This is a genomic window from Mycolicibacterium chitae (genome assembly GCF_900637205.1).
GTDB lineage: Bacteria > Actinomycetota > Actinomycetes > Mycobacteriales > Mycobacteriaceae > Mycobacterium > Mycobacterium chitae.
In genome coordinates this window covers 4,298,274-4,323,814 of record NZ_LR134355.1, presented here as the reverse complement: position 1 = coordinate 4,323,814, position 25,541 = coordinate 4,298,274, and the positions used below count along the sequence as shown (strand labels likewise).

27 protein-coding genes are annotated in these 25,541 nt (G+C 70.2%); 8 read left to right on the top strand and 19 right to left on the bottom strand.

Annotated features, from left to right (window positions below; translation table 11 throughout):
- Window positions 1-77 precede the first annotated feature (77 nt).
- Window positions 78-482 carry a hypothetical protein gene (locus tag EL338_RS20800; RefSeq protein ID WP_126335478.1) on the top strand — a complete coding sequence of 135 codons (405 nt, stop codon included), beginning with the start codon at window positions 78-80 and terminating at the stop codon, window positions 480-482.
- Here the strand turns inward: EL338_RS20800 and EL338_RS20795 are convergent.
- Entirely contained in the window at window positions 449-1,267 is an 819-nt protein-coding gene (locus EL338_RS20795) for an exodeoxyribonuclease III (protein WP_126335477.1), read from the bottom strand. The genes EL338_RS20800 and EL338_RS20795 overlap by 34 nt on opposite strands.
- Window positions 1,268-1,328: 61 nt before the next feature.
- On the opposite strand from EL338_RS20795, the gene EL338_RS20790 reads away from it, so the two are divergent.
- Entirely contained in the window at window positions 1,329-2,639 is a 1,311-nt protein-coding gene (locus tag EL338_RS20790; protein WP_126335476.1) for a hypothetical protein, read from the top strand.
- Here EL338_RS20790 and EL338_RS20785 read toward each other — a convergent pair.
- From EL338_RS20785 to EL338_RS20765, 5 genes are read right to left on the bottom strand one after another with little or no spacing between them, the layout of a single operon-like run.
- Window positions 2,601-3,161 (bottom strand): hypothetical protein, encoded by a 561-nt coding sequence (locus EL338_RS20785; protein WP_126335475.1) that lies wholly within the window; start codon window positions 3,159-3,161, stop codon window positions 2,601-2,603. The two genes, EL338_RS20790 and EL338_RS20785, sit on opposite strands and share 39 nt — an antisense overlap.
- Window positions 3,158-3,745, bottom strand: coding sequence for a hypothetical protein (locus tag EL338_RS20780; protein ID WP_126335474.1), 588 nt, complete (start codon window positions 3,743-3,745; stop codon window positions 3,158-3,160). Before EL338_RS20780 ends, EL338_RS20785 begins: the two co-directional genes overlap by 4 nt.
- Window positions 3,742-4,383, bottom strand: a complete 642-nt coding sequence (locus EL338_RS20775) for a hypothetical protein (RefSeq protein ID WP_126335473.1) — start codon at window positions 4,381-4,383, stop codon at window positions 3,742-3,744. Before EL338_RS20775 ends, EL338_RS20780 begins: the two co-directional genes overlap by 4 nt.
- A gap of 3 nt (window positions 4,384-4,386) precedes the next feature.
- Window positions 4,387-5,334: an N-acetylglutamate synthase, CG3035 family gene (locus EL338_RS20770; RefSeq protein ID WP_126335472.1), complete on the bottom strand. Its 948-nt coding sequence runs from the start codon at window positions 5,332-5,334 to the stop codon at window positions 4,387-4,389.
- A gap of 1 nt (window position 5,335) precedes the next feature.
- Window positions 5,336-5,929, bottom strand: a complete 594-nt coding sequence (locus tag EL338_RS20765) for a peptide deformylase (RefSeq protein WP_126335471.1) — start codon at window positions 5,927-5,929, stop codon at window positions 5,336-5,338.
- Window positions 5,930-6,054: 125 nt separating this feature from the next.
- On the opposite strand from EL338_RS20765, the gene napA reads away from it, so the two are divergent.
- The 5 genes from napA to EL338_RS20740 are packed head-to-tail and all read left to right on the top strand — an operon-like array spanning window position 6,055 to window position 9,348.
- Window positions 6,055-6,363: a nucleoid-associated protein NapA gene (gene napA / locus EL338_RS20760; RefSeq protein ID WP_126336998.1), complete on the top strand. Its 309-nt coding sequence runs from the start codon at window positions 6,055-6,057 to the stop codon at window positions 6,361-6,363.
- A 25-nt stretch (window positions 6,364-6,388) separates the two neighbouring features.
- Window positions 6,389-6,874 (top strand): LytR C-terminal domain-containing protein, encoded by a 486-nt coding sequence (locus tag EL338_RS20755; RefSeq protein WP_126335470.1) that lies wholly within the window; start codon window positions 6,389-6,391, stop codon window positions 6,872-6,874.
- A gap of 10 nt (window positions 6,875-6,884) precedes the next feature.
- Window positions 6,885-7,580, top strand: a complete 696-nt coding sequence (sodC, locus tag EL338_RS20750; RefSeq protein WP_126335469.1) for a superoxide dismutase[Cu-Zn] — start codon at window positions 6,885-6,887, stop codon at window positions 7,578-7,580.
- Window positions 7,561-8,691, top strand: coding sequence for a glutamate--cysteine ligase (locus tag EL338_RS20745; RefSeq protein WP_126335468.1), 1,131 nt, complete (start codon window positions 7,561-7,563; stop codon window positions 8,689-8,691). The genes sodC and EL338_RS20745 overlap by 20 nt, the downstream gene beginning before the upstream one ends.
- A 9-nt stretch (window positions 8,692-8,700) precedes the next feature.
- Window positions 8,701-9,348, top strand: coding sequence for an LON peptidase substrate-binding domain-containing protein (locus EL338_RS20740; protein ID WP_126335467.1), 648 nt, complete (start codon window positions 8,701-8,703; stop codon window positions 9,346-9,348).
- Between the two features lie 15 nt (window positions 9,349-9,363).
- On the opposite strand, the gene EL338_RS26970 is transcribed toward EL338_RS20740, so the two are convergent.
- Together EL338_RS26970 and EL338_RS26645 are read right to left on the bottom strand one after the other, a co-directional pair.
- Window positions 9,364-10,665, bottom strand: coding sequence for a winged helix-turn-helix domain-containing protein (locus EL338_RS26970; protein ID WP_494337386.1), 1,302 nt, complete (start codon window positions 10,663-10,665; stop codon window positions 9,364-9,366).
- A gap of 92 nt (window positions 10,666-10,757) precedes the next feature.
- Window positions 10,758-11,657: a MerR family transcriptional regulator gene (locus EL338_RS26645; protein ID WP_235666229.1), complete on the bottom strand. Its 900-nt coding sequence runs from the start codon at window positions 11,655-11,657 to the stop codon at window positions 10,758-10,760.
- Between the two features lie 413 nt (window positions 11,658-12,070).
- On the opposite strand from EL338_RS26645, the gene EL338_RS26955 reads away from it, so the two are divergent.
- A complete protein-coding gene (locus EL338_RS26955; RefSeq protein WP_163791865.1) occupies window positions 12,071-13,165 on the top strand; it encodes a PAS domain-containing protein in 1,095 nt (364 codons plus the stop codon).
- A gap of 1 nt (window position 13,166) precedes the next feature.
- On the opposite strand, the gene mnhG is transcribed toward EL338_RS26955, so the two are convergent.
- The 11 genes from mnhG to moeA form a co-directional block, all read right to left on the bottom strand.
- Window positions 13,167-13,517 carry a monovalent cation/H(+) antiporter subunit G gene (mnhG, locus tag EL338_RS20725; RefSeq protein ID WP_126336997.1) on the bottom strand — a complete coding sequence of 117 codons (351 nt, stop codon included), beginning with the start codon at window positions 13,515-13,517 and terminating at the stop codon, window positions 13,167-13,169.
- 11 nt (window positions 13,518-13,528) lie between these two features.
- On the bottom strand, window positions 13,529-13,807 hold the full coding sequence (locus EL338_RS20720; protein WP_126335465.1) for a monovalent cation/H+ antiporter complex subunit F: 279 nt from the start codon (window positions 13,805-13,807) through the stop codon (window positions 13,529-13,531).
- Complete coding sequence (locus tag EL338_RS20715) at window positions 13,804-14,427, bottom strand: Na+/H+ antiporter subunit E (protein ID WP_126335464.1); 624 nt, start codon at window positions 14,425-14,427, stop codon at window positions 13,804-13,806. Before EL338_RS20715 ends, EL338_RS20720 begins: the two co-directional genes overlap by 4 nt.
- On the bottom strand, window positions 14,424-16,034 hold the full coding sequence (locus tag EL338_RS20710) for a Na+/H+ antiporter subunit D (protein WP_126335463.1): 1,611 nt from the start codon (window positions 16,032-16,034) through the stop codon (window positions 14,424-14,426). Before EL338_RS20710 ends, EL338_RS20715 begins: the two co-directional genes overlap by 4 nt.
- Window positions 16,031-16,513 (bottom strand): Na(+)/H(+) antiporter subunit C, encoded by a 483-nt coding sequence (locus tag EL338_RS20705; RefSeq protein WP_126335462.1) that lies wholly within the window; start codon window positions 16,511-16,513, stop codon window positions 16,031-16,033. Before EL338_RS20705 ends, EL338_RS20710 begins: the two co-directional genes overlap by 4 nt.
- Window positions 16,510-19,404: a Na+/H+ antiporter subunit A gene (locus EL338_RS20700; RefSeq protein ID WP_126335461.1), complete on the bottom strand. Its 2,895-nt coding sequence runs from the start codon at window positions 19,402-19,404 to the stop codon at window positions 16,510-16,512. Before EL338_RS20700 ends, EL338_RS20705 begins: the two co-directional genes overlap by 4 nt.
- A 137-nt stretch (window positions 19,405-19,541) precedes the next feature.
- Window positions 19,542-21,755, bottom strand: a complete 2,214-nt coding sequence (locus tag EL338_RS20695) for an AAA family ATPase (RefSeq protein WP_126335460.1) — start codon at window positions 21,753-21,755, stop codon at window positions 19,542-19,544.
- Window positions 21,752-22,567, bottom strand: a complete 816-nt coding sequence (gene pssA / locus EL338_RS20690; protein ID WP_276006302.1) for a CDP-diacylglycerol--serine O-phosphatidyltransferase — start codon at window positions 22,565-22,567, stop codon at window positions 21,752-21,754. Before pssA ends, EL338_RS20695 begins: the two co-directional genes overlap by 4 nt.
- 62 nt (window positions 22,568-22,629) lie before the next feature.
- The gene (locus EL338_RS20685; RefSeq protein ID WP_235666228.1) at window positions 22,630-23,340 is read right to left on the bottom strand and encodes a phosphatidylserine decarboxylase; all 711 of its coding nucleotides are present in this window, start codon (window positions 23,338-23,340) and stop codon (window positions 22,630-22,632) included.
- Between the two features lie 35 nt (window positions 23,341-23,375).
- A protein-coding gene (locus EL338_RS20680) for an IS5 family transposase (protein WP_410431126.1) occupies window positions 23,376-24,273 on the bottom strand; the annotation gives its coding sequence in 2 pieces (ribosomal slippage) (window positions 23,376-23,928 and window positions 23,927-24,273; 900 coding nt in all).
- A gap of 46 nt (window positions 24,274-24,319) precedes the next feature.
- Window positions 24,320-25,540, bottom strand: a complete 1,221-nt coding sequence (gene moeA, locus EL338_RS20675) for a molybdopterin molybdotransferase MoeA (RefSeq protein ID WP_126335457.1) — start codon at window positions 25,538-25,540, stop codon at window positions 24,320-24,322.
- Window position 25,541 lies beyond the last annotated feature (1 nt).

The window sequence follows — 25,541 nt, the reverse complement described above, 5'->3', positions numbered from 1 at the left end:
CACTCAAAAAACAAATAGTGCGCTTCTAAATCTTATGTTAGCGTTGCGGCACCAGTCACCGACGCTTAGGGGTCACCGTGACGACGCAACCACTCACCACCATGGCGATCGGGCGAATCCTGCTGGGGGCGGCCGCCCTGGCGGCGCCGCGGGCCTTCGCCCGTGCGGTCGGGGTCTCGGCGCCCACGCCGGAACTGGCCTACATGACGCGGATCTACGGCGCCCGCGCGGTCGCCATGGGAATCGGGTTCGTGACCAGCGACCGCCCCGAGCGTGCCCGCTGGACGCGGCTGTCGCTGGCCGTCGACATCTCCGACACCGCAACGGGTCTAGGGCATCTGGTCCGGCGGGACGGCTCACAGCGGGCCATCGTCGCCATGGTCGCCCTGACCGGAAGCTACGCCGCGTTCGGCGCCCGGCACCTGCTCGATGCGCAGCGCCGGAAAGGTCAGTCGCCCAGTTCGACCAGCACCGGCGCGTGATCGCTGGGGGCGATGCTGCCCTTCTTGCCGGGGCGGCGTTCGTCCTTGACGATCTCGCCGTGCGTGACCCGCCGCGCGAACTCCGGGGAGCCCAGGATGAAGTCGATGCGCATCCCGCGGCGCTTCTGGAAGGCCAACTGGGTGTAATCCCAGTACGTGTACACCCCCGGCCCGGGGGTGAAAGGCCGTACCACGTCGGTGAATTGGGCGTCGGTCATGGCCTGGAACGCCGCGCGCTCGGCCTCCGACACGTGCGTGCGACCGTCGAACACGGAGATGTCCCACACGTCGTCGTCCTGCGGCGCGATGTTCCAGTCACCCACCAACGCGACCGGCAGCGCGGGATCGTCGGCCAGCCAGCCGGCGGCGGTATCGCGCAGCGCGGCAAGCCAGTCCAGCTTGTAGCGGTAGTGCGGGTCGTCCAACGCGCGCCCGTTGGGCACGTACAGGCTCCACACCCGCACACCGCCGCAGGTCGCCCCGAGCGCACGGGCCTCCGCGGCGGCCTCCACGTCGGGTTTGCTCGACCACGTCGGCTGGCCCTCGAACCCGACCTCGATGTTGTCCAGGCCGATGCGCGAGGCGATCGCCACCCCGTTCCACTGGTTCAGGCCGACGTGGGCGACCTCGTAGCCCAGCGCGGCGAACGGCATGGTGGGGAACTGCGCGTCGGTGCACTTGGTTTCCTGCATGGCTAGCACGTCGACGTCGGAGCGGCCCAGCCAGTCGACCACGCGGTCGACGCGGGTGCGGATGGAGTTGACGTTCCAGGTGGCCAGGCGCATGGATCAGATCGTAGGGGGTGCGGGTTCGCGCTAAAGTTCCCGCCGGAAGGGGGCCGCGCAGATGCTCACGATCGCGACGAACACGATCCGGCTGTGGTGGCAGACCTGGCCGACGCTGGTTGCGTTGTACCTCGTGGGTTGGTTCGTCCGGTACTGGGTGCTGCAGGGCGCCATCGAGGTGGGCCTGGCGCATGGTCGCATCTGGGGCAGCCTGGTGATCGTGTTGGCGCCCATCGTGCGGTTGCTGACGTTTCTGGGCATGTTCCTGGCCATCCGGTCCGTGACGCCCGCACTGCAACATGTCGGGGACGACGGGCAGAACCCCAGGGGGACCACCGACATCCTGCTGACCGCGATCCTGCCGTTCCTGGTCATCTACACCACGTGGAAGCTGATCTACGAGGACTACTACATCTACGTCACCACCGTGGACTTCACCACCGTGTTCCAGGGCGATGCGGACGCGGTCCGGGAGGTCGCGTCGGGCTATACCGGCGGTGAGGTCTGGGCGGTGATCGGCATCGCGTTCGTGCTGCGCCAGCTGATCACCCGCTTCCGGGCCAAGCTGCCACGCTGGACGATGGCGCTGGCCGTCTACTTCGAGGTGCTGTGGATCTTCCTGACCCTGCAGGCCGGTGCGTCGGCCCTGTTCGGCTCGCCCAAGTGGATCGCCGAGCGCCGGGTGATGGTCTGGATCGGCGAGACCAGGGCCGAACTGTTCTCGCACTTCGTCATCCTCGACGACTGGTGGACCTGGCTGGGCGCGCTGGTCGCGCTGCTGATCCCGGTGCTGGGGCTGTCGCTGGCCTGGCTGGCGATCACCGCCGCGGTGTACGGCGCCCCGTTCACCCCGACCTGGAGCGGGGCGCGCCGGGTGATGCTCGGCCACCGCGCCGACGTGGCCGCCGCCCACGCCCTGGAGCGCAGCCGCAACGTCCTGCAGCCGCGCTGGCAACGGATCCCCGGGGAGGTGCAATCCCGGCTGGTGGAGTTCGTCCGCGGCCAGTTCGGCCGGTTCGGCTCGATCGTCGACGCGGGCCGGTTGATCCTGCACGGCGGTCTGCTGCCGATCGCGTTCTTCGTCGCCGCCTACATCGGTCTGCTGGTGCTCGCCCCGGGTGGTGCGTACTTCGACATCAAGGTCAACGACGGCTACCTGTTCCGTTGGGTCGCCCTGGTGTTGGGCCCGCATCCGTGGCCGTGGTGGGAGAGCTTCGACGACGCGATCCGGATCGCGATCGGCGCGCTGATCGAGCCGCTGCGCGTGTGCCTGGTCGCCGCCACGTACTGGTACTGCGTCGAGCAGGTGCGGGCGCAGCAGGCCGAATCCCGGTCAGCCGGTGTCGAATCGGATGACCGTCGTCAGCTCTGACTGGTCGGGCATGACCCGCAGGTCCTCGTCGGGGATGCGGCTCAACAACAGTTCGACGGCGGTGATCTGGACGTCCGCGGGCACCTGCGCGTAGGCCACCAACGGCAGCGGCTTGCGGCAATCGGCGCTCAGTCCTTCGGATTCCAACCAGGAGTAGGAGCCGAACGGCATCGGCTTGGACAACCAGCGCCGGCCCTCGCCGTCGAGGAACGACACCGCGCAGCGCGAATAGGTGTCCGGGACCGAGGACGTCGCGCCGGCGAGTTCGTGGCGCAGCACGTACAGCACCGGGCGGGTGCCGGGGGCGGTCTCGACGGCGACGAAATCCGGTGGCGCAATGGGTGACAACTCCCACCGCACACCGTCGATGTCGGTCGACTCGCCGGCCGGCACCGCGTGCGCGGCCTCGAGGTAGCCGATGTTGCGCCACCACGCCGGGTACACCACCGTCGCACCGATCAACGCGGCCGCCACCACGATGACCGGAAAGGCCCAGCGGTTCCGGAACAGCCACGTCTTCATCCGGCCCCCAGCTCGTCGAGGTTCACCGCGTCTTCCAGCGGCATGGCGGCCACGTCGATGGGCAGCGAGATCTGGGAGTCCAGCGGGGCGTTGAGGGGATTGCCCCACTTCTCCTGGGTCTGGTTGGCGACCTTGAACTCGGCCGCGGCCGGGATGCTCGGCAGCTCGAAGGCGGCGACACCGGTCTTGGGCACCCCGATCGGCACCGGCGGCCCGCGGAAATTGCCGATCGAGGACTGGAAGGTGCGGCCGTCGGCGACCAACCGCATGGCGGGCCGGCCGTCACGGTCGTGCAGGGGTTCGTAGGTCAGCGAGAACACCAGCCACGCCGCGGTGGCGGGCACGCGGGTCAGTTGGCCGGACTGGGCGAAGGTCACCGCCCGCACCAGGTCCACGCTGTGCACCGTCACCGCGAGATCGCGGCCGATGGCGCGTTCGCCGACGCGAGCCTCGACGGGGATCGGCGCCCAGGTGTCCATCTTGGTGGGCATGTTCTTCCACAGCAGCATCGCCGCCGCCAGCAGCGCCACCGCCAACAGCGCCCGCCCCACCGGCAGCAGGCGCTGCGCCACCGGGCTCGTCACGCGGCCACCGGGTTGGGCAGCGTCAATTCGCCGTAGCGGTCCTCGTCGGCGAGCCACTGCCGGGAGATCCGGAAGGTCGAGTAGCCCTGCGACATGTTCCGGAACCGGAAGCTCAACTCGGCGACCCGGTCCAGGTCGCTGCTGGACACCACCCAAGCCAGCTGAATCTCCTCGGTGAAACCGGGTTCGGTGAGCGGCACGGTCTGGTTGTCGCGGACGCGCAGCGCCCCGGCGAAGTTGTTGGGCACGTTGGCCAACACGACGGCGTCGGTGGCGGTGGGCTCGTCGGGGGTGGCGCAGTCGTCGGGCTGGCCGACGATCGGGGTCGCCGTCGGGAACGGTGCGGCCGCATCGGCGGTGTTCTCGACGGTGGCGTCGAGCACCACGAACCGGCAGTCGGGGGTCAGGGTCGAGCGGATCCAGGGCAGCGTGCTGGTCACCTCGACCGCGTGCGCGGTGAACACGATCCCGCCGGTGTCATAGCTGGAGTCCAGCGCGACGGGGGTCACGTGGTCGGCGTCCTGCAGTCCGCCGAACGCGGCGGTCACCGCGAGCACCGCCACCACCCCCGTCTTGCGCCAGCGGGCCAGCGTCATCCGCTGCCACAGTCGCTTCGGCGGCCCTGCCGGTTGGCTCATGCGCTAAATCGTAAGGCCCAGCAACGATTGCGCATCCACATATCGGCCGCTGTGATGCAGCCGGAAGCCCGCCGCGGTGTACAGCGCCACCGCGGCCGCGTCGTGGTCGGGCACCTGCACGTAGGCGCGGGCGGCGCCGCGCTCGGCGCCCCAGGCCAGCAGCGCCGCGCAGAGTGCGCGCGCGTGCCCGCGACCTTGCTCCGCAACCGCCGGCTGCTCCTCGACCACCCGCAGCGACGAGATGCCCAGCCAGCGGGTGCCGTCGTGGGCGGCGGTGACCGCGCCGCGCGCCACCGCCGCGGACCCCAGCGCGGCAAAGGTGACCTCGCCGTCGACCACGGCCGTGAGCACATCGGCCGGGACGTCGCGACGATAGGTCGCGAGCCAGGCCGCGTCGGGGAGGGCCGCGAAGCTCACCGAGCCCTTCGCGAAGTCCCTCGCCGAGCCCTTCGCGGGCTCGATCCCGGTGTCGCGCACCATCACCCGGTAGGCCTCGACGCCCGCCGCGCGCACCGGCAGCAGCCGCTCGGGCAGCGCCAGCCACGCCGGCAGGCCGCGCTCGCGATACCAGGCGGCAACATCGGCCAGCCCGGCCAGGTGCGCCGAAACATCCAGCGGCACCGCGGAGTTGGCGCGCCGGGTGACGCCGTGACCGGCGCGCAGGAACCAGCCGTGCAACCACTGCTGTTCGACGCCGGGCCAGGCCATCGCCGCCGCGTGCTCGACGGCGCGGATCTGCGAGTTGCGCACCGGGGCGTGGGAGAGTTCGCGCACGCTGACCACGTCGGCGATGGGCACCTCGACGAGTTCGCCGGACTTGGTGCGGATCACCAGGTCCGGTGCCCCGCGGTCGAGATGGCCCACCACGTCGGTCAGCGGTTTGTCCGAGCCCGCGGGCAGCCGGTACCGCAGGCTGACCCGGCTACCCACCGCGGGTAACTCGACCGACACGTCAGTGACCGAACGGGTCGGGTACCTCGCCCGGCATCCAGGACTGGTCGGGCACACCCCAACCGTTGCGCTTCACGGTCTTCTTCGCGGCGCGGGCGTGCCGGCCGACCAGCCGGTCCAGATACAGGTAGCCGTCGAGGTGCCCGGTCTCGTGCTGCAGCATCCGGGCGAACAGCCCCTCGCCCTCGAGGGTGACCGGGTTGCCGTCGGCGTCCAGTCCGGTCACCCGGGCCCACTGGGCGCGGCCGGTGGGGAAGGACTCGCCGGGGACGGAGAGGCAGCCCTCGTCGTCGTTCTCGGGGTCCGGCATGGTCTCGGGCACCTCGGAGGTCTCGAGGACCGGGTTGACCACCACGCCGCGCCGGCGCGCGGTCTTGCCCCGCTCGTCGGCGCAGTCGTAGACGAACACGCGTTTGGACACGCCGATCTGATTGGCGGCCAAGCCGACCCCGTAGGCGGCGTCCATGGTGTCGTACATGTCCGCGATCAGTTCGGCCAGATCCGCGGGCAGCGAACCGTCCGCGCCGACCGGGACGGGTTGGGTCGCTGTGTGTAGGACGGGATCTCCCACGATCACAATTGGTCTGACTGCCATGGTCGGCAAGCTTAAGTCAGCCGACGCGCGGGGCTTCTTGCCGTGTCATCTGTTGCAGGCGTGGTTGAATGTTGCCGCAGACGACAGCGATGGAATTTGATTGGCGAAAGGGCCAAAAGACGATTATGGACGGCGCCATGGCAAGGGCTGAGCGGTCGGGCGATGACGCTGAGCTCACCGATGGGCTGACCCGTCGTGAGCACGACATTCTGGCTTTCGAACGGCAATGGTGGAAGTACGCCGGCGCGAAGGAAGAAGCCATCAAGGAGCTGTTCTCGATGTCGGCCACCCGCTACTACCAGGTGCTCAACGCGCTGGTGGACCGTCCCGAGGCGCTGGCGGCCGACCCGATGCTGGTGAAGCGGCTGCGTCGGCTCCGGGCCAGCCGGCAGAAGGCGCGCGCCGCCCGCCGGTTGGGCTTCGAGGTCACCTGATTTTTCACCCGCTAGGCTGGGCCGGATGAACGAGCGCGTCCCGGACTCCTCAGGCCTACCGCTGCGCGCCATGGTGATGGTGCTGCTGTTCCTGGGGGTCATTTTCCTCCTGGTCGGCTTCCAAGCCCTGGGCGGCAGCGGTGACGCCGACGACGAGGCCGCCACCACGACCACCGTCACCACCTCGGCGACGCCCACCTCGGAAGAGGAGGCCGCGCCCGAGGAGGAAGAGGCCGCTCCGCGGGCCGACGTGCGGGTCTACAACATCTCCGAGGTCGCCGGCGCGGCCGATCGCACCGCCACCCGGTTGCGCGACGAGGGCTGGACGGTCACCGAGACCGGAAACCTGACGCTGCCCAGCGTCCAGGTCACGACGGTGTACTTCGGCGACGCCGAGGGGGAGCAGGCCGCGGCCGAGGAACTGGGCCGGGTACTGGAAGCTCCGGTCGAACCGCGACTCCTCGAACTTGTCGAGCAGCCACCGGGCGTCGTCGTAGTCGTCACAGGTTAGGCTTTGGCTCATGGTCAAGCCAGCCGCCGCACTTTTGTTTGCCGCCCCTGTTGCCCTGCTCGCCGCCTGCTCGCCTCCGGGGGAGAACCCCAGCGACGCCCCGGGCACCACGCCGTCCATCTGGACCGGCTCGCCCGCACCGTCGGGAGTTGACGAGGGACACGGCGAAGCCCACGGTTCCGGGAGCGCCGACACGCTGACGGTGCCCATCAACGATGCGTCCGGCGCGCAGGTCGCCACCGCGACCTTCGAGTTCAGCAGCGGCTACGCCACCGTCACCGTCGAGACCACCGGCACCGGCAAGCTCACCCCCGGTTTCCACGGTCTGCACCTGCATTCGGTCGGCAAGTGTGAGCCCAACTCGGTGGCCCCCGACGGCGGCGCCCCCGGCGACTTCCTCTCGGCCGGTGGCCATTTCCAGGTTCCCGGCCACAGCGGACACCCCGCCAGCGGTGACTTGACCTCGCTGCAGGTGCGCCAGGACGGGTCCGCCCTGCTGGTGACCACCACCGACGCGTTCACCCAGGACGACCTGCTCGACGGCGATCAGACGTCGATCATGATCCACGAGCAGGCCGACAACTTCGCCAACATCCCGCCGGAGCGCTACAACCAGGTCAACGGCACCCCGGGTCCGGACGAGACCACCATGGCCACCGGTGACGCCGGTAAGCGAGTGGCCTGCGGTGTCATCTCTGGGGAGTAGCGCCCACATCGAGTTCGCCGGCTCCTACCGGCCCACGGTCGGAGTCGAATGGGAGTTTGCCCTCGTCGACGCCGACACCCGCGACCTGAGCAACAACGCCGCGGAGGTCATCGCCGAATTCGGTGAGAACCCGCACGTCCACAAGGAACTGCTGCGCAACACCATCGAGGTGGTCACCGGCATCTGCCGCAACACCGCCGAGGCGGTCGACGACCTGCGCGGCACGCTGCGCTCGGTCAAGCAGGTGGTGCGGTCCCGCGACATGGAGTTGTTCTGCGCGGGCACGCACCCCTTCGCCACCTGGGACACCCAGCAGCTGACCGACGCGCCGCGCTACGCGGAGCTGATCAAGCGCACCCAGTGGTGGGGTCGGCAGATGCTGATCTGGGGTGTGCACGTGCACGTCGGGGTGTCGTCGTCGCACAAGGTGATGCCGATCATCTCCGCGCTGCTCAACCAGTACCCGCACCTGCTGGCGCTGTCGGCGTCCTCGCCGTGGTGGGCCGGGGAGGACACCGGCTACGCCAGCAACCGGTCGATGATGTTCCAGCAGTTGCCCACCGCGGGGCTGCCGTTCCAATTCCAAACCTGGGACGAATTCGAGGGTTTCGTCGCCGATCAGAAGAAGACCGGCATCATCGACCACATCAACGAGGTCCGCTGGGACATCCGGCCCTCGCCGCATCTGGGCACCATCGAGGTGCGCATCTTCGACGGGGTCTCCAACGTGCGCGAACTCGCCGCGCTGGTGGCCCTGACGCACTGCCTGATCGTGGACCTGGACCGGCGCCTGGATTCCGGCGCGGCCCTGCCCACCATGCCGCCCTGGCATGTGCAGGAGAACAAGTGGCGCGCCGCGCGCTACGGCCTGGACGCGGTCATCATCCTCGACGCGGACAGCAACGAGCGGCTGGTCACCGAGGACCTCGACGACGTACTGACCCGGCTGCAGCCGGTGGCCCGCTCGCTGGGCTGCGTCGACGAACTCGATTCCGTGGCCGACATCCCCCGGCTGGGGGCGTCCTATCAGCGGCAGCGCCGGGTCGCCGAGGAGCACGACGGCGACCTGCGCGCCGTGGTGGACGCCCTGGTCGCCGAGTTGGAGGAATAGGCTGACGCCATGACGGCCCCGACGCCGATGTTCCCGTTGCAGTCGGCCCTGCTGCCCGGGGAGTCGCTGCCGCTGCGGGTCTTCGAGCCGCGGTATTCGGCGCTGGTGCGCGCCTGCCTGGACACTGACGATCCGGCCTTCGGCGTGGTGTTGATCGCCCGCGGCCGCGAGGTCGGCGGCGGCGACGAACGCCACGACGTGGGAGCGCTGGCCCGGATCGTGCAGTACGCCGATCACGGTGCCGGGCGGTATCAGCTGAAATGCAGTGTCCAGGAACGGTTCCGGGTCACCGAATGGCTGCCCGACGACCCGTTTCCGCGCGCCGTCATCGAGCAGTGGCCCGACGAACCCGGCGGGGCCGGTGCCGCTCAGATGGACACGGCGATGGCCGCGCTCGAGGACGACATCTGGTCGCTGCTGGAGTTCCTCGCCGCGGCCCGCGACATCCAGCTGACCAGCCGCGACTCGGTGCTGGGGGCGTTGCCCACCGAGCCGGGGGCGCGGTTGTACGCGCTGGCCGGTTGCGTGCCGATCGGTCCGGCGGACCGCTACGCGGTGCTGGCCGCGCCCGGCCCGACGCAGCGGCTGACGGCGCTACGGGAGGCCGTCGAGACCGTCGACGCCATGGCGCGGTTCCAGGCCTCGAACCCGGACTGAGATCCCGGACCGAGTTCACAGCCCGGCGCCGGCCTCGGCGAGCATCGCGGGCAGCCGACCCGCGCCCGTGACGTCGCGCAGCCGGCGCTGCGCCTCGGCGGCGTACCGGCGGGCCTCGGCGTCGCGACCCTGCAGCCGTCGGGCGTGGGTGAGTTCGATGAGCAGCGGGACCATCGCGCCGGTGCCGTCGCGCTCGGTCGGACTGTCGGCCAGGAGGGCGTAGCCGTTGGCGGCGTCGGCGGCCGCGGCGTCGATCTCGCCGAGCAGGCGGTGCGCCCGCGCCGTCGAGGTCCAGGTGTTCACCGACTGCGGGACCCGGTTCAGCTGGGAGTTCGCCCGGATCTCGCTGGCCGTCCGGATCGCCGCCGAGGCCCCGGGCCGCTCGCCGCGGCCGGCCAGCACGACGGCCTTGAGCGCCCAGGCGCCCGCCAGCGCGATGGGTTGCCCGGCGCTGGCCGGCAGCGCCAGCACCTCCTCGCACAGGGCCAGCACCTCGTCGCCGGGGCCGTCGACCCAGCAGCACAGTAGCGCCGCCGAGGCCATCTGCATGGGCATCCACACGTGGTCGCGGGGACACAGCCGGCAGCCGGTGCGCGCCCACTCCAGAGCCTGCTCGACGGCGCCGAAGTGGAAGCAGCCGCGCACGAAGTACACCAGCGACAGCGTGGTGGTGGACCCGTTCGGATTCCTCGACAGCGCTTCGGTATTGGCCAGCCACGCGGCCATGTCGGTGGTGTCGCCGCGCAGCCCGGCCAGCACGGCGGTGGCCAGGCTCAGCGTCGTGGACTTGGTGATCAGCTCCGGCGGCAGCTTGTCGAGCCAGCGGTTGACCACCGCGCCCTGATTGCTGACGTTGACGATGGTCGGATACAGGGCGCCGATCAGCCGAGCGGCCGCGTTGAACTCGCCGGCCTCGATCAGGTGGTGCACGGACTCGGGCAGCTGATCGTGCTGTCGGTACCAGTCCGCGGCGCGGCGGTGCCGCTCGATGAGTTGCTCGCCGGTGGCCGCGCGGGCCCGCAGCACCGCACCGAAGGTGTGGTGCAACCGTTTCCAGTACCCCGCATCGTCCAGCGCGACGACGAACAGGTTGTCATCGAGTTCGTCGAGCAGCTGCCGGGAATCCGTGGCATCCCGAATGTGGTCGCACAGTTCGGGATTGAAGCGTTCGAGGATGGCGATCTCCTCCAGGAACCGCAGCTGGGCGGGTTCGAGCAGGGTGAGCACCTCCTCGGAGAAGTACTCGTGGGTGCGACGGTCCGGCTGGGTCAGCGCCTGCAGGACGGACGCCGGCGCGGCCCCGTTGCGCAGCGCCATGCCGGCCAGGTAGATGCCGGCCGGCCAGCCGTCGGTGCGTTCGACGATGTGGTCCACCTGCTCGGGGGTCAGTTCGACCTTCAGCCGGTCGATCAGCAGCTCGCGGGTCTCGGCCCGGTCGAAGGCCAGGTCCTCGGTGTCCAGCACCACCAGGTGGCCGCCGATGGCCAGCCGGGCCGCCGCGATCGGGGCCGGGTGCGCGAGCAGATCAACAGCCGGCAGCACGCGGGATGGACGTGGGTGAGGAACCACTGCAGCTGGCGCATCACCGCCTCGTCGCCGACGTGGTGCAGGTCGTCGAGCACCACGGTCAGCCCGTCCTCGCGATCGGACAGGGAGCGGTCGGACAAGATGTCGGCCATGTCGATCAGCACCGCGTCGGCGTCGGCACCGCCGGTCAGCCGGCTCAGCAGATCACTGCCGAAATCGGCTCGGGCGGTGCGGATCCCGATCAGCACCGCGGTCCAGAATCGGCTGGCCTCGTCGTCCTCGGAATCCAGCGAAACCCACGCGCAATCGCCCGCCAGGGTCCGGACGTGCTCGGCGGCCAGCGTGGACTTGCCGCTGCCGCCCGGCGCGGTCAGTTGGACGTGCGGGCTGTTGTCGCCGCGCAGCAGACCCACCAGTCGGCCGCGAGCGATGTGGTCGGGGTGCGGTCCCGGCCGCCGGAACTTGGTCAACGGATACAAAGCCGACAGGTCGATGGCACCGCTGCGGGTGGCCGCCCGGTCGTGTTTGGCGCCCACCAATTCGTCGATGGTGGTGCCCGATTCCCAGGCGTCCAGCAGGGCCCGCACCGCGGCCAGCGAGAACCCCTCGGCCTGCAGCGCCTGGATGGCGGCCATCCGCTGGATGTGCAGGTCTTGGTAGTAGCCGGTCCGGCCGACCATGCGGGGCGGCGGTAGCACGCGACGCTCGTGGTAGGCCCGCACGTTGCGTGCCGACGTGTTCGTGACGCGGGCGAACTCGTCGATGGTGAGATCGTCGGCCAACTGCGCTACCTGTTCTGTGTCCCGGCGGGATTTGTGCCCAGCGTACAAGAGCTATCCGCCATTAACTGATGGCTCATTGATTTGCTCATTGCGCGCTCGGTCCGCAGGTGACGGAATAGCTGGAGCAAACAATGCCGCGCGTCGCGACCGCGCCCGTAGCGGAGCGTGGCGTACGTGTCGCGAAGTTAGCGAATGAAAGGGGGATCGCGCAGTGCTGCGGCGATATCGACACCGTCCGGCCGAGGTCTGGAATTTGCTGAAAGTGTCCGTACCGCATCATGGCGCGCGGGTGCGGCCCGAATCCGCGCTGGTCTCGCGCTCGCCCGGGCACATTCCGGAGTGGTGGGGCGGGCCCGCCCGTTTTGTCGGGACCGACGGCCGGGCGGTGTTTGCTGCCGGGTGGGGTCGTGGCGATGGCGAGTAGGGCTTCGGGCGAGCCGATCCGCGGCCTCATCCTCACCGCGCTCGCCGAGTCGGACCGGCCCCTCAGTACCGCCGAACTTCGGCGACGGCTGTCGATCGCCTTCGACGTCTACGTGTTGAACGAGACGTTGTATCGCAGCCTGGCGATCTTGGCGCGCCGCGGCGACGTCGCCAAGATCGAGAGCCGCGGCCGATCGGCGCTGTGGCAACTGCGTGCCGACGCTCCCGACGCCGTCGGCGACGTCGCGATCACCCCGCCGACCGGCGCGCCCTCGCGACCCGAGCGCGGTTGGCGCACCGGCACCGACTGCCTGAAGATCCTGCGCACCGACGGCGTACTGCTGCACATGAATCAGCGCGGCTGCGTGGCGCTCGGACTCGACCACGACGAGCGGGATTTCGGCATGCCGTGGCTGGATCTGCTCCCCGAGCAGATTCGCAGTCAGGGCCTGCGGGCGCTGCGCGACGCCGTCGACGGCAGCCGGTCCTCCTTCGCCGGGGTCACCATGGGCCCCGACGGGCAGCCGCAGTACTGGGACAACGTGCTGACGCCGATCGAGGGGGACGACGGCCGCATCCGGGAGATCCTGTGCACGTCCCGCGACGTCACCGAGCAGGTCCGGCGGGGCGAGGCCGGCGCCGTGACGTCGTCGTCGCAGCCGGGCCCGGCCGCGGCCGGGCGCTCGGGGCGGCAGCGGCGCGGCGGTGCGGTCGCCGACCGGCTCAACCGGCTGTTCGAGACCATCCGGGCGCCGGGGCAGGGCCCGTACACGAACTCCGAGGTGCTGCGCGCGCTGGCCGACCGCGGGGTGTACATCTCGGCGCCGTACCTGTCGCAGCTGCGGCGCGGGAACCGCAAGCGGCCCTCGGAGGCGACGGTGAACGCGTTGGCCGAATTCTTCGGGGTGCTGCCGGTGTACTTCGCCGACACCTACGACGAGGAGGACCTGCAGTATCTGGTCCGGCTGGACAACGATCTGCGCTGGCTGGAACTGACCCACGACCCCGAGGTGCGGCGGTTGACCACGATGATGCTCGAGCTGCCGGCCCGCGACCAGGACCAGCTGTGGGGGAATCTGGACTGAGCTAGCGATCCGGGGCGGCGTCGCGTTCCCGTTCGTTACGCATCTCGTCGACCGTGAGCCGGTCCTCGAGATTCTGCTCCCGGTAAGCCAACTGGCCCACCCGCTGCGCGATCACCGGCGCGGTGATCACCGTGAACAGGCCCGTCAGGATGAGCATGCCGATATCGGCGTTGCCCTGCATCCGGGTCGCGGCGCCGGAGAGCACCAGCAGCAGCCCGAGCACCTGTGGCTTGGTGGCGGCGTGCATGCGCGACAGCGTGTCGGGGAAGCGCACCACACCGATGGCCGCGGTCAGGGCCAGCGCCGAGCCGCCGAGGATCAGCGTGCCGGCGATGACGTCGGTCAGGTTCAGGTCGCTCAGGTTCATCGGGTGACCTCCGGACTCTCGGTGTCCGGCACCCGGAACCGGGCGATGCTGACCGAACCGACGAAGCTGATCAGCGACAGCGCGGCCATGCTGTAGGTGACCGTGCTGTCCAGGCTGAAGGCGGCCCACGTGCCGATCCCACACATGGTCACCGCGATCATGGTGTCCAGCGACACCAGCCGGTCCAGCGTGCTGGGGCCCGACAGCAGCCGGAACATGGTGATGGCCGCGGCCGACGACAGCATGATGCCGGCCAGGACCCAGACGACGATCATGTGCGCTCCACCTCCGCATCCGCCCCGTCATTGTTGCTGTTGTGGCCATCGCCGTTGTGGCCGTTGCTGTTGCGGCCATTGTTGCCGTTGGCCGCGGGTCGCCACTCCTCGTCCCGCTCGAAGGCGCGGATCAGGAGCCGCTCCACCCAGGCGGCCTGCCGATAGAACTTGCTCACCGCCTGCTCGGTGCTGGCGTCGATGACGTGCACGTAGAGCATCCGGCGTTCCTGGTCGATCTCGAGCACGATCGATCCCGGGATGACGTTCATGATGTTGACCGACAGCGCGAGCACCAGATCGGACTTGAGGTTCATGTGCGCCCGCAGCACCGCGGTGATCGGCGGTCCCGTCGGCCGGATGGCCAGCCACGCGATCTGGGTACTGGACAGCACCAGCGACCACGCCACCCGCAGGATGAGATAGGCCAGCGAGATGGGGTGGACGCGGCCCTCCACCGGGACGGGCGGCAGCGGCAGCAGCACCGTGATGATCAGCGCGAGGGTCAGGCCGCTGATCACGTTGGCCGCCGAGAAGTTGCCCCACAACAGGATCCAGACCAGCGTCAGCCAGATCAACATCCAGATCCGCAGGACCAGCCAGCGGCCGGTGAATTTCTTCATGGGCGATCACCCACCACCGACGAGATGTACTGGTTGCGGTCGAGAACCTGATCGGCGGCGCGGTCGCTGTAGCCGATGATGGGCCCGGCGAACACGGTCAGGCACACGCCCACCGCGATCAGCGCGCCCGTCGGCAACAACATGCCGAGCGGCATCCGGCCGACGTCGTCGCGGTCGGCGAACACCACGTCGTCGTCGGAGTCCTCCAGCAGCGCCGACGGGGAGGCCGCCGAGAGTTCGCCCTCGGGGGCGTCGACCCGCTCGCGCCAGAACGCCTTGGTCCACACCCGGGCCACCACGTAGAGGGTCAGCAGGCTGGTGACCACCGAGCCGCCGACCAGCACCCAGGCCAACACCGAGCCGACCTCCGCACCGGCCTCGAGCAGCGCCACCTTGCCGATGAAGCCCGAGAACGGCGGAATGCCGCCGAGGTTGAGCGCGGGCACCACGAACACGAAGGCCAGCACCGGGCTGGCGGCGGCCAACCCGCCGATCCGGCGCAGCGTCGAGGCCCCGGCCTGCCGCTCGATCAGGCCCACCACCAGGAACAGCGTGGTCTGCACGATGATGTGGTGCGCCACGTAGTAGATGGCGCCGGACATACCCAGTTGGGTGGACAGCGCGACGCCGAACACCATGTAGCCGATGTGGCTGACCAGGGTGAAGGACAGCAGACGTTTGATGTCGTTCTGGGCGATCGCACCCAGGATGCCGACCAGCATCGTCAGCAGCGCGGCGACCAGCAGGATGCCGTCCAGTTCACCGCCCGGGAACAGCAGCGAGTGCGCCCGGATGATCGCGTAGACGCCGACCTTGGTCAGCAGGCCGGCGAACACCGCGGTGACGGGCGCGGGCGCGGTGGGGTAGGAGTCGGGCAGCCAGGCCGACAGCGGGAAGACCGCGGCCTTGATGCCGAACGCGACGAGCAGCACGGCGAACAGCGCGCTGCGGGTGCCGCTGCTGACGTCGTCGAGGCGCAGCGCGAGTTCGGCCATGTTCAGCGTGCCGGTGGCCGCGTAGACCAGGGCCAGGCCGAACAGGAAGACCATCGACGAGACCATCGAGACCATCACGTAGGTGATGCCGGCACGCACCCGGTCCTTGCTCGCCCCGATGGTCAGCAGCACGAAGCTCGCGGTCAGCAGCACCTCGAAGCCGACGAACAGGTTGAACAGGTCACCGGCCAGGAAGGCGTAACACACGCCCGCCGACAGGACCAGGTAGGTCGGCAGGAAGATCGACACCGGCTGCTGCTCGTCGCCGTCGCGGATACCCTGCCCGATGGCGTAGTAGACGACCGTCAGCAGCACCACCGTGGACACGATCAGCATCAGCGCCGAGAGCCGGTCGACCACCAGCGTGATGCCCAGCGGTCCCATCCCGGGCTCGGATTCGCCCCAGCCGCCGACGTGCACGGCGATGGTGCCGTACCGGTCGGACAGATACAGCAGCACCGCGCAGACCGCGACGATGGCCGACAGCGAGAACAGCGTGAGGAACCGCTGCAGCCGGGGCCGCCGGCCGGCGATCAGCGACACCGCCGCGCCGAGCAACGAGATCAGGACCGGCAGCGGCACCAGCCCCGGGCCGAGGTGTTCGGAGATCAACGCGACCCCTCCCGGCCCGGCAGGGCGTCGAGCTCGTCGGGTTCGTCGGTGTCGGGATGGGTGATGGCGGCCTCGTCGATGTCGTCGGCGTCGTCGATGTCGGAGATGTCCGCGATTTCGGCGGCCTTCGAGATGCTGGTGTCCTCGATATCGTCGGCGACCTCCTCGGCGGTGGTCAGTCGGTAGGAGCGGTAGGTCAGCGCGAGCACGAAGGCGGCCACGCCCATGGTGATCACGATGGCGGTGAGGATCATCGCTTGCGCCAGCGGATCGGCGGTGGTGGTTCCGTCGGCGCTGCTGCGCCCGTACACCGGCGGATTGCCCGCGCGTCCACCCGCGGACAGGATCAGCAGGTTGATGCCGTTGCTCATCAGCAGCAGGCCCAGCAGCATCCGGGTCAGGTTGCGTTCCAGCAGCATGTACACGCCGCAGCTGACGAGCGCGCCGATCAGGATCAACTGGAGGAGATAGGGGGTCATCGCACCCCCGCCTTCGGCACGTGCGCCCAGCTGGAGACCTCTTCGTCGAGGCGGGCGCCGAGGCTGCGCAGCACGTCGAGCACCAGCCCGACCACGATCAGGTAGACGCCGAGGTCGAAGAACAGCGCGGTGACGAATTTGACGTCGCCCAGGATCGGGACGTCGAACTCGATGAGCGCCGAGGACAGCGGCGGCGCACCCAGCAGCAGCGAGCCGACGGCGGTGCCGGCGGCCAGCGCCAAGCCGGCGCCCAGGATCTTGCCGGCGTCCAGCGGCAGGGCCTCGCCGAGTTCGTAGCGGCCACCGGCCAGGTAGCGCAGCACCAGCGCCAGGCCCGCGGTGAGCCCGCCGGCGAAGCCGCCGCCCGGGGTGTTGTGGCCGGTGAAGAAGAAGTACGCGGAGAGCACCATGATCAGCGGGAAGATCAGCCGGGTGGCGACCTCGAGTACCAGCGAGCGGGCGCGCGGGTCGCGGTATTCGCTGCCGCGCAGCCAGGTGATGTCGCCGACGGCCGGGCTGTAGCTGGTGCTGATCATGCCGATGTCGGGTTGGCCGGCATCGGCGATGCGCGGTGCGACGCCGAAGCGCCGGTTGCGGAACACCAGCGAGGCGACGCCGGTGGCGGCCACCACCAGCACCGAGATCTCGCCCAGGGTGTCCCAGGCCCGGATGTCGACGAGGATGACGTTGACGGTGTTGGCGCCGTGGCCGCGCAGATAGGCGGCGTCGGGCAGCAGGTCGGCGATGGGGCGCCCGTTGCGCGCGGCCATGGCGAACGCGGCCAGGCCGGTGACGGTGGAGCCGACGGCGATCGCCAGCAGCGCCCGGGGCAGCCGGAACCGGCGCATCTGGGCCACCTCGGCCTCGGCCGGCAGCGTGCGCAGCACCAGCACGAACACCACCAGGGTCAGCGTCTCCACCAGGAACTGGGTGAGCGCGAGGTCGGGGGCGCCGTGGAAGGCGAAGATGGCGCCGCAGCCGTAGCCGGTGAGCCCGACCAGCAGCACCGCGGCCAGCCGGTTGCGCAGCAACGCCGCGCCCAGCGCACCGCAGACCATCAGCACGCCGACGATCACCTGCAGCGGTTCGTCCCACAGCGCGATATCGGGACGGTCGCGCGCACCCAGCAGCAGCACGCCGACAGGCAGCAGCACCAGCGTGATCAGGATGGTCGACTGGGTGGCCGGCAGCGAGCCGCGCTGCGTCGAACCGGTCAGCTTGATCGACAGGAAGTCCAGGGCGCGCAGCGTGAAGTCATACATCCGGTCGGCGTTGCCCAGCGGCAGATAGCCGATGCGGGTGCGGCGCAACCGGGCGCGCAGGAAGAACGCCGCGATGCCGCCGCCGAGCACCAGCGCCGACAGCAGCAGCGGCAGGTTGAACCCGTGCCACAGCGCCAGGTGGTAGTCCAGGCCGCCCGGCAGCGTGTTCGCGTACGGCGCGAGGATGCGCTCCAGCGCGGCCGGCACCAGCCCGAAGCCGAGGCCCGCCAGCGCCAGGACGGCCGGCGGCGCCATGAACGCCACCTTCGGCTTGTGCAGGTCGGCGACGCGCGTGCTGGGACCCCGTAACCCCTTGCGGGCGAACGCGCCCCACAGGAAGCGCAGGCTGTAGATGGTGGTGAACAACGAGCCGAGGACGACACCGGCCAACACATAGGGCGCCCACGGGCCCAGGGCGTGGCTGTGCAGCAGCGTCTCGAAGGCGGCTTCCTTGCCGATGAAGCCGAGGAACGGCGGCAGCGAGGCCATGCTGGCGGCGGCCAGGGCCGCGATGGCGAACAGCCACGGCGCCCGATCGCCGAGCCAGGCCAGCCGACGGATGTCGCGGGTGGCGGTCGAGTGGTCGATGATGCCGACCACCATGAACAGTGCGGCCTTGAACATCGCGTGCGCGCACAGCATGGTCAGGCCGGCCAGCATCAGGTTGCCGCCGCCGGCGCCGACCAGCACCGTGATCAGGCCCAGCTGACTCACCGTGCCGAAGGCCAGGATGAGCTTGAGGTCGTATTCGCGCACGGCCCGCCAGCCGGCCAGCAACATGGTCGCCACGCCGAGGATCACCACCATCGGCCGCCAGGGCGCCGCGTCGGCGAAGCCGGGCGTCATCCGGGCGATCAGGTAGACCCCGGCCTTCACCATGGCCGCCGCGTGCAGGTAGGCGCTGACCGGGGTGGGCGCGGCCATGGCGCCGGGCAGCCAGAAGTGCATGGGCACGATCGCGGACTTCGACAGCGCGCCCACCAGGACCAGGATCAGCGCGATGTCGATGACCAGGCCCGTCGGCGGGTTGGCCACCAGCTCGGAGAGCAGATAGGTCCCGGAGTACTGGCCCAGGATCACGATGCCGACCAGCATCGCCAGCCCGCCGAAGGTGGTGACCAGCAGCGCCTGGGTGGCGGCGCGGCGGCTGGTGGCCCGCTCGGCGTAGTGGCCCACCAGCAGGAACGACAGCACCGTGGTCAGTTCCCAGAAGACGTAGAGCAGCAGCGTGTTGTCGGCGACCACCAGGCCGAACATGGTGCCGGAGAACGCGACCAGTTCGGCGGCGAAGCTGGGCAGCCGGTTCTCGATGCGGCCGTCGCGATGGTGGAAGTAGCTGCCGCAGTAGAACAGCACCAACGCGCCGATGGCCAGCACCAGCACGCTCATGATCGCGGCCAGGGTGTCGAACCGCAGGTCGATGTCCATCGCCAGCTCGGGCACCCACTCGATGCGCACGTGGTGGGCCGCATCGCCGCGGTTCTCCGCGGTGGGCCAGTAGACGACCACCCAGATCAGCGACAGCAGCGGCACGAGTGCCAGCGGGTAGAACGCGCGGCGCCCCCACCTGTTCACCAACAGCGGCGCGACAGTGGCAGCGACCGCGTGGGCGAACAGGACGGCGAGCATGGCACTCCTACTCTCGGGCGCTTCAGCGCGCCGGGCTCGGGGTGTCAGCCTCTGCGGGCTATGTCTTTCCCGGGAATTCTACGGTGTGTCTCAACTCGAACTGTCGCCCGCCATCGGGGCAACGGGCTAACTGCGGGCTAACGGTTGTCGGCGAAGGCGCGCAGCGCATCGACCTGAATCGGGTCGAGCGAGGGCCGCACGGTCTGCAGCGCGGCCTGCACATCGGCCAGTGTGACGTCGGCGGCATCGATGGAACGGCGCATGGCGGTCAGCGCCGCTTCCCGCAGCAGGGCAACGCAGTCGGCGGCGCTGTAGCCGTCCAGATCGTCGGCGATCGCGTCCAGGTCGACGGCCTGTTCGCCCTCCGTCACCAGCGGTACCGACTTGGCGGCCGAGGCGAGGATGTCGCGGCGCGCCTCGGCGTCGGGCGGCTCGACGAACACCAGCCGTTCCAGCCGGCCGGGCCGCAGCAGCGCCGGGTCGATCAGGTCGGGCCGGTTGGTGGCGCCGAGCACCACGACGTCGCGCAGCGGTTCGACGCCGTCGAGTTCGGTCAGCAGCGCGGCGACGACCCGGTCGGTGACCCCGGAGTCGAAGCTCTGCCCGCGCCGCGGGGCCATGGCGTCGATCTCGTCGAGGAACACCAGCGACGGCGCGGAGTCGCGGGCCCGCCGGAACAGCTCGCGGACCGCCTTCTCCGAGGAGCCCACCCACTTGTCCATCAACTCGGCGCCCTTGACCGCGTGCACGGACAGCCGGCCGGTGCTGGCCAGGGCGCGCACCACGAAGGTCTTGCCGCAGCCGGGCGGCCCGTAGAGCAGCACGCCGCGCGGCGGGTCGACCCCGAGCCGGGAAAAGGTGTCGGGATGCTGCAGCGGCCACAGCACGGCCTCGGTCAGCGCCTGCTTGGTGGCCACCATGTCGCCGACGTCGTCGAGGGTCACCGAACCGACCGCGACCTCCTCGGTGGCCGAGCGCGACAGCGGCCGGATGACGGTGAGCGCGCCGGTCAGATCGTCCTGGGTCAGTGCCGGTGCCGCGCCGTCCGCGCTGGCCCGCGACGCCGCCCGCAGCGCCGCCTCGCGCACCAGGGCCTGCAGATCGGCGACGACGAATCCCGGTGTGCGCCCGGCGATCTCGTTGAGTTCCAGGCCGGTCGGCGGGTTGGTCGGGACGCCGCGCAGCAGCACCTCGAGCAGTTGGGCGCGGGTGCCGGCGTCAGGCAGCGTGAGGCCCAGTTCGCGATCGCACAGATCCGGGGCGCGCAACCGCGCGTCCAGGCTGTCCGGGACCGCGGAGGTCGCGACGAACGCGACGCCGGCGGTGGTGACGGCCCCGCGCAACTCGGTCAGGATCAGGCTCGACACGGGCTCGGGGCGGCCGTCGACGCCGGCGGGCAGCAGCGCGTCGATGTCGGTGATCAGCAGCACGCCACCGCTGCGGACCGCGGCGATCGCGTCGGTGACGGTGCGCAGGCGGTCCTCGGCGGCCAGCGCGCCCACCTCGGGCCCGTCGAGTTCGACGACACGGCGCTGCGCGCACACCGTGCGCACCATGGTGGCCTTGCCGACACCGGCCGGTCCGGTGACCAGTACGCCCAGATGCGCCGGCGCGCCCAGGGTTTCGAGCAGGTCCGGCTCATCCAACGACAGCTTGAGCCACTCGGTGAGCTTGCTCGCCTGCGCGTGCGCACCCTTGAGGTCGTCGAAGGCCACGGCGGGGGGACGCTGGGGTTCCGGCGCGGCGGTGGTCCCGGTCGCGGTGGTGCTGACAGTCGCGGTGGTGCTGACAGCGGGGGCGCCATTGCCCCAGGTGACCACGGAATTGGGCTGCACGCTGACGGGGCCGGCCGGGTCCACGGCGCTGACCGTGAGCAACTCCGAGGTCCAGGTGATGCCGACGGCGGCGGCCAACGCGGCACTGGCCGCCGAGGTGGACGTTCCCGGCCCCAGGTCGCGGGGCAGCAGCGACACCGTGTCGCCGACGGTCATGACCTTGCCCAGCAGGGCCTGGCGCAACGTCGCCGGCGATACCGAATGGGTGGCCAGGCCCGACCCGGTGACCGTCACCGATTTGGCGCCGTACACCGTCACCGGGGCCACCACCACGGTCGCGTCCTCGCGCAGGCCCGCGTTGGACAGCGTGACGTCGTCGAGCAGTGCGGTGCCGGCCGGCACGTCCGGGCCGGCCAGGCCGACGACGGCCGCGGTGGTCCGCGCCCCGGTCAGCGATACCGCGTCCCACTCCCGGATCCCGAGGGCGGCAACGGCTTCCGGATGCAGCCGCACCACGCCGCGGCGGGCGTCCAGCGCGGCGGTGTTGAGCCGGGCGGTCAGCGACAGCTGGGTCACGGCCCACCCGGTCTACGCAGGCCCAGCCGGGCCGAGGAGCGCCGGCGCACCAGGCGCCGGTTCGGGTGGTTGGCGCGGCGGATGGCGCGGCGCGCCTGGCGCTGTTGCTTGGGTTTGTCGTCCCACACCTCGGGGTGCTTGGAGAGCCAGTCCTTGGTGCGCACCGCGAACGGGATGTGGATGACGTAGGCCAGGATGATCGCCAGGATCACCAGGTAGCCGTACTGGATGGAGGCGGCGACGCCGATGGCCAACAGGGCCAGCAGCGGGACGACCATCCGCGGCGGGATCGCGAACGTGTGGATCTTGCGCATCGGGATGGTGCTGACCACCAGCAGCGAGACCCCGATCATCCAGATCGACACCGCGATCTCCGAGGTCCACCAGCCGTCGCCGAACTGCATCTTGGCGGCCAGCGGGCCGATCGCGCCGATGGCGCCGGCCGGGGCGGGCATGCCGGTGAAGAACTGCTTCTCGTACTCGGGTTGGTCACCGGACAGCATCGCGTTGTAGCGGGCCAGCCGCAGCACGATGCACACCGCGTAGAGCAGCACCACGATCCAGCCGATGCGCGCCTCGGACAGCAGGGCCGCGTACACGATGAGCGCCGGGGCCACGCCGAAGTTCACCGCGTCGGCCAGCGAGTCGATCTCCTCGCCCATCTTCGAGGTGGCCTTGAGCAGCCGCGCCATCCGGCCGTCGAGGGCATCGAGGATCGCGGCGACGGCCAGGAACGCCATCGACTCGGTGTAGCGGCCGTCGAGCGCGAACTTCACCGCGGACAACCCGAAGCAGATCGCCGCGACCGTCATCGCGCTGGGCAGCAGTCGGGTGGCCTGCCCGGTGTTCAGGCGCGGCTTGTTCAGGCGTGGTTTCACGGCAGCTCGGCAATCACGGTCTCGCCGGCGATCGCGCGCTGCCCGAGCGAGACCAGCAGCTTGGCGCCCGCCGGTAGGTAGGTGTCCAGACGCGACCCGAACCGGATCAGGCCATAGGTGGCACCGATGTCGACCTTGTCGCCCACCCGCGCGTCGCAGACGATGCGGCGGGCCACCAGCCCGGCGATCTGCACGACGACCACGTCGAGGCCCTCGGGGGTGCGGATCACCAGGCTGTTGCGCTCGTTGTCGGTGCTGGCCGCGGGCAGATCGGCGGTGCCGAACAGGCCCGGGCGGTGCACGGCGGCCACCACCTCGCCGCCGACCGGTGCGCGCTGCACATGGGCGTCGAGCACCGACAGGAAGATGCTGACCCGCAGCAGCGGCTCGTCGGGCAGGCCGAGTTCGGGCGGCGGGGTGGCGTTCTCGATCAGGCAGACCTGCCCGTCGGCGGGGGCGACGACCACCCCCGGCCGCGTCGGCGAGACCCGGGGCGGGTGCCGGAAGAACGCCGCGTTCGCTGCGGCGGCGGCCAGCCCGGCCGTCCACATCCAACGGCGGCGACGGCCGAGCGCGGCGACGGCCAGGCTCGCTGCGACGAACGGGATGCCCGCCGGGTGCATCGGCGGCACCTGGGAACGGACAAGCTGGCTGAAGTGTGCAGCGTCGAAACGCGGAGCTTCGGACGTGCGAGGGCGTCTGGCCACGTCGGCCATTCTATGTAGTGCGGCCGACGGCGGGCCTAGGCCGTGTCTGATAAATGCGGTAGCCAGAGTGTGATGGCCCGTAGGACTGCTGCGCCCCGGTAGACGATGGCGAGTTTGTCGTAGCGGGTGGCCAGACCACGCCACTGCTTGGTGACGCTGAATCCTCGTTCAACAACGTTGCGGCCCTTGTAGTCCTCGGCGTCGAATGCTGGCGGTCGGCCGCCGTGGGTGCCTCGACGTTTTCGGTGGCCGATCTGATCGGACGGTTCGGGAATGACGGCGACGATCCCTCGTCGGCGCAGCCGCTGCCGGGTCGCTCGGCTGGAATAGGCCTTATCTCCGCGCAGGCGATCGGGCCGGGTGCGGGGCCGGCCAGGCCCGCAGCGCTCAACTTTGAGGTGGGCGAGCAAATGCTCCAGGACTGGTCCGTCGCCTGCCTGGCCGGCGCTCACGAGCACCACCAACGGTCGTCCGTGGCCGTCGACGAGGTGATGGATCTTGCTGGTCAGCCCGCCGCGCGAGCGACCAATGCCGTGGTCAGGCGGCTCGCTCGCCAGATTTGTGTAATTCGACCCAGCCCCCTGTGTCACGGGTGATGTTCGTGGCATGTTGGTGAGCGCGGGCGATCGTGGAATCCACCGACACCGCCCAGTCGATGATCCCGGCCTCGTCGGCGGCGGCCAGCAACCGAGCCAGCACCATGTCCCAGGTGCCGTCGGCACTCATTCGTCGATGCCAGGTCCAGATCGACTGCCACGGCCCGAACACCTCCGGCACGTCGCGCCAGGCGATCCCGCACCGATACCGATAGATGATGCCTTCCACCATCGAACGCGCATCCTGAAAGGGTCTGCCCCGCTTACCCGTACGTGCAGGAAGCAGATCCTCGATCAACGACCACTGAACATCGGTAAGCAGCTGAAACCGCGACATACCTCAAGCCTCCGGCATAACACCCGAAACCTTTGTCAGACACGCCCTAGTCGCCACCGAGGTCCCAGACCCGCACCGGGGTGTTCGCGTCGATGTCGGTGACGTCCTCCGGTATCTCGAGCAGGCAGTTCGCCGACGCCAGCCAGCGCAGGTGGTGCGAGGCCGGCGGCCCGTAACTGGTGACGGTGCCCGCGGCCCGATCGAGCACCCCGCGGCGGAACTGGCGCTTGCCGCGCGGGGACGAGCACGCCTCGGTCAGCACGGCCTCCCGGTGCGACCGGCCCGGCTGCGGCAGGTCCATCGCGGCGCGCAGCGGGGTGCGGATGAACACCTCGAAGGACACCAGCGCACTGACCGGGTTGCCCGGCAGGGTGATGATCGGCACCGCGCGCTCGCCCACGGTGAGCGTCCCGGCGCCCTGGGGCATGCCGGGCTGCATGGCGACCTTGACGAAGTCGACGGAAGCGGAAGGGCCCCCCAGTGCGTCTTTGACCACCTCGTAGGCGCCCGCGCTGACCCCGCCGGTGGTGATGATCAGATCGGAGTCCCCGACGTGGGACGCCAGCGCCGCGCGGAACTCCTCGACGTCGTCGCCGGCCATGGGGGAGGCCACCACCTCGGCGCCGGCCTCGCGGACCGCCGCGGCCAGCATGACCGCGTTGGACTCGTAGATCTGCCCGGGTTGCAGGGGGGTGCCCGGGGCCACCAGTTCGGTGCCGGTGGACATCACCAGCACGCGGGGTCGTGGCCGCACGGTCAGTTCACCGATGCCCAGCGCTGCGGCCAGGCCCAACGCCGCGGGCGTGACGATCTGACCGGCGCGCAGCACCGTGGTGCCCGCGGTGACGTCCTCGCCGGCGCGGCGGATGTGGCGCCCGGGTTCGGCGGCGGCGCGGATCTCGACGGTCTCGGTGCCCGCATCCGTCGCCTCGACCGGCACCACCGTCGTCGCCCCCGCCGGCAGCGGCGCACCCGTCATGATGCGGTGCGCGGTACCCGGTCGCAACGTCAGCGCATCGGTCCGGCCGGCCGGAATATCTTCGGCGACAGGGAGTTCGACCGGGGTCTCGGCTGAGGCGGTGGCCACGTCCTCGACGCGTACCGCATAGCCGTCCATCGCGGAGTTGTCGAAACCGGGCAGCGAGAGGTCGGCGACCACGTCGGCGGTCAGCACCAACCCCTCGGCCTCGGACAGGGGCAGTGTCGCGGCTGGGCGCGCGGCGATCAGGTCGGCGACGACGCGTTGATGTTCGGGGACGGTGCGCATG

What these genes read in the sequence shown, in the direction of transcription:
- pssA (WP_276006302.1), bottom strand. Translation starts at nt 22,567, where the DNA reads ATGACGGTCGCGGCGATCTGCTTCGGGTTGTCCGCGGTGAAGTTCGCG.
- EL338_RS20795 (WP_126335477.1), bottom strand. Translation starts at nt 1,267, where the DNA reads ATGCGCCTGGCCACCTGGAACGTCAACTCCATCCGCACCCGCGTCGAC.
- EL338_RS20790 (WP_126335476.1), top strand. Translation starts at nt 1,329, where the DNA reads ATGCTCACGATCGCGACGAACACGATCCGGCTGTGGTGGCAGACCTGG.
- EL338_RS20715 (WP_126335464.1), bottom strand. Translation starts at nt 14,427, where the DNA reads ATGAAGAAATTCACCGGCCGCTGGCTGGTCCTGCGGATCTGGATGTTG.
- EL338_RS20740 (WP_126335467.1), top strand. Translation starts at nt 8,701, where the DNA reads ATGACGGCCCCGACGCCGATGTTCCCGTTGCAGTCGGCCCTGCTGCCC.
- EL338_RS20785 (WP_126335475.1), bottom strand. Translation starts at nt 3,161, where the DNA reads ATGAAGACGTGGCTGTTCCGGAACCGCTGGGCCTTTCCGGTCATCGTG.
- napA (WP_126336998.1), top strand. Translation starts at nt 6,055, where the DNA reads ATGGACGGCGCCATGGCAAGGGCTGAGCGGTCGGGCGATGACGCTGAG.
- EL338_RS20775 (WP_126335473.1), bottom strand. Translation starts at nt 4,383, where the DNA reads ATGAGCCAACCGGCAGGGCCGCCGAAGCGACTGTGGCAGCGGATGACG.
- EL338_RS20700 (WP_126335461.1), bottom strand. Translation starts at nt 19,404, where the DNA reads ATGCTCGCCGTCCTGTTCGCCCACGCGGTCGCTGCCACTGTCGCGCCG.
- EL338_RS20705 (WP_126335462.1), bottom strand. Translation starts at nt 16,513, where the DNA reads ATGACCCCCTATCTCCTCCAGTTGATCCTGATCGGCGCGCTCGTCAGC.
- EL338_RS26970 (WP_494337386.1), bottom strand. Translation starts at nt 10,665, where the DNA reads ATGGCGCTGCGCAACGGGGCCGCGCCGGCGTCCGTCCTGCAGGCGCTG.
- EL338_RS26955 (WP_163791865.1), top strand. Translation starts at nt 12,071, where the DNA reads ATGGCGAGTAGGGCTTCGGGCGAGCCGATCCGCGGCCTCATCCTCACC.
- moeA (WP_126335457.1), bottom strand. Translation starts at nt 25,540, where the DNA reads ATGCGCACCGTCCCCGAACATCAACGCGTCGTCGCCGACCTGATCGCC.
- EL338_RS20765 (WP_126335471.1), bottom strand. Translation starts at nt 5,929, where the DNA reads ATGGCAGTCAGACCAATTGTGATCGTGGGAGATCCCGTCCTACACACA.
- sodC (WP_126335469.1), top strand. Translation starts at nt 6,885, where the DNA reads ATGGTCAAGCCAGCCGCCGCACTTTTGTTTGCCGCCCCTGTTGCCCTG.
- EL338_RS20720 (WP_126335465.1), bottom strand. Translation starts at nt 13,807, where the DNA reads ATGATCGTCGTCTGGGTCCTGGCCGGCATCATGCTGTCGTCGGCCGCG.
- EL338_RS20755 (WP_126335470.1), top strand. Translation starts at nt 6,389, where the DNA reads ATGAACGAGCGCGTCCCGGACTCCTCAGGCCTACCGCTGCGCGCCATG.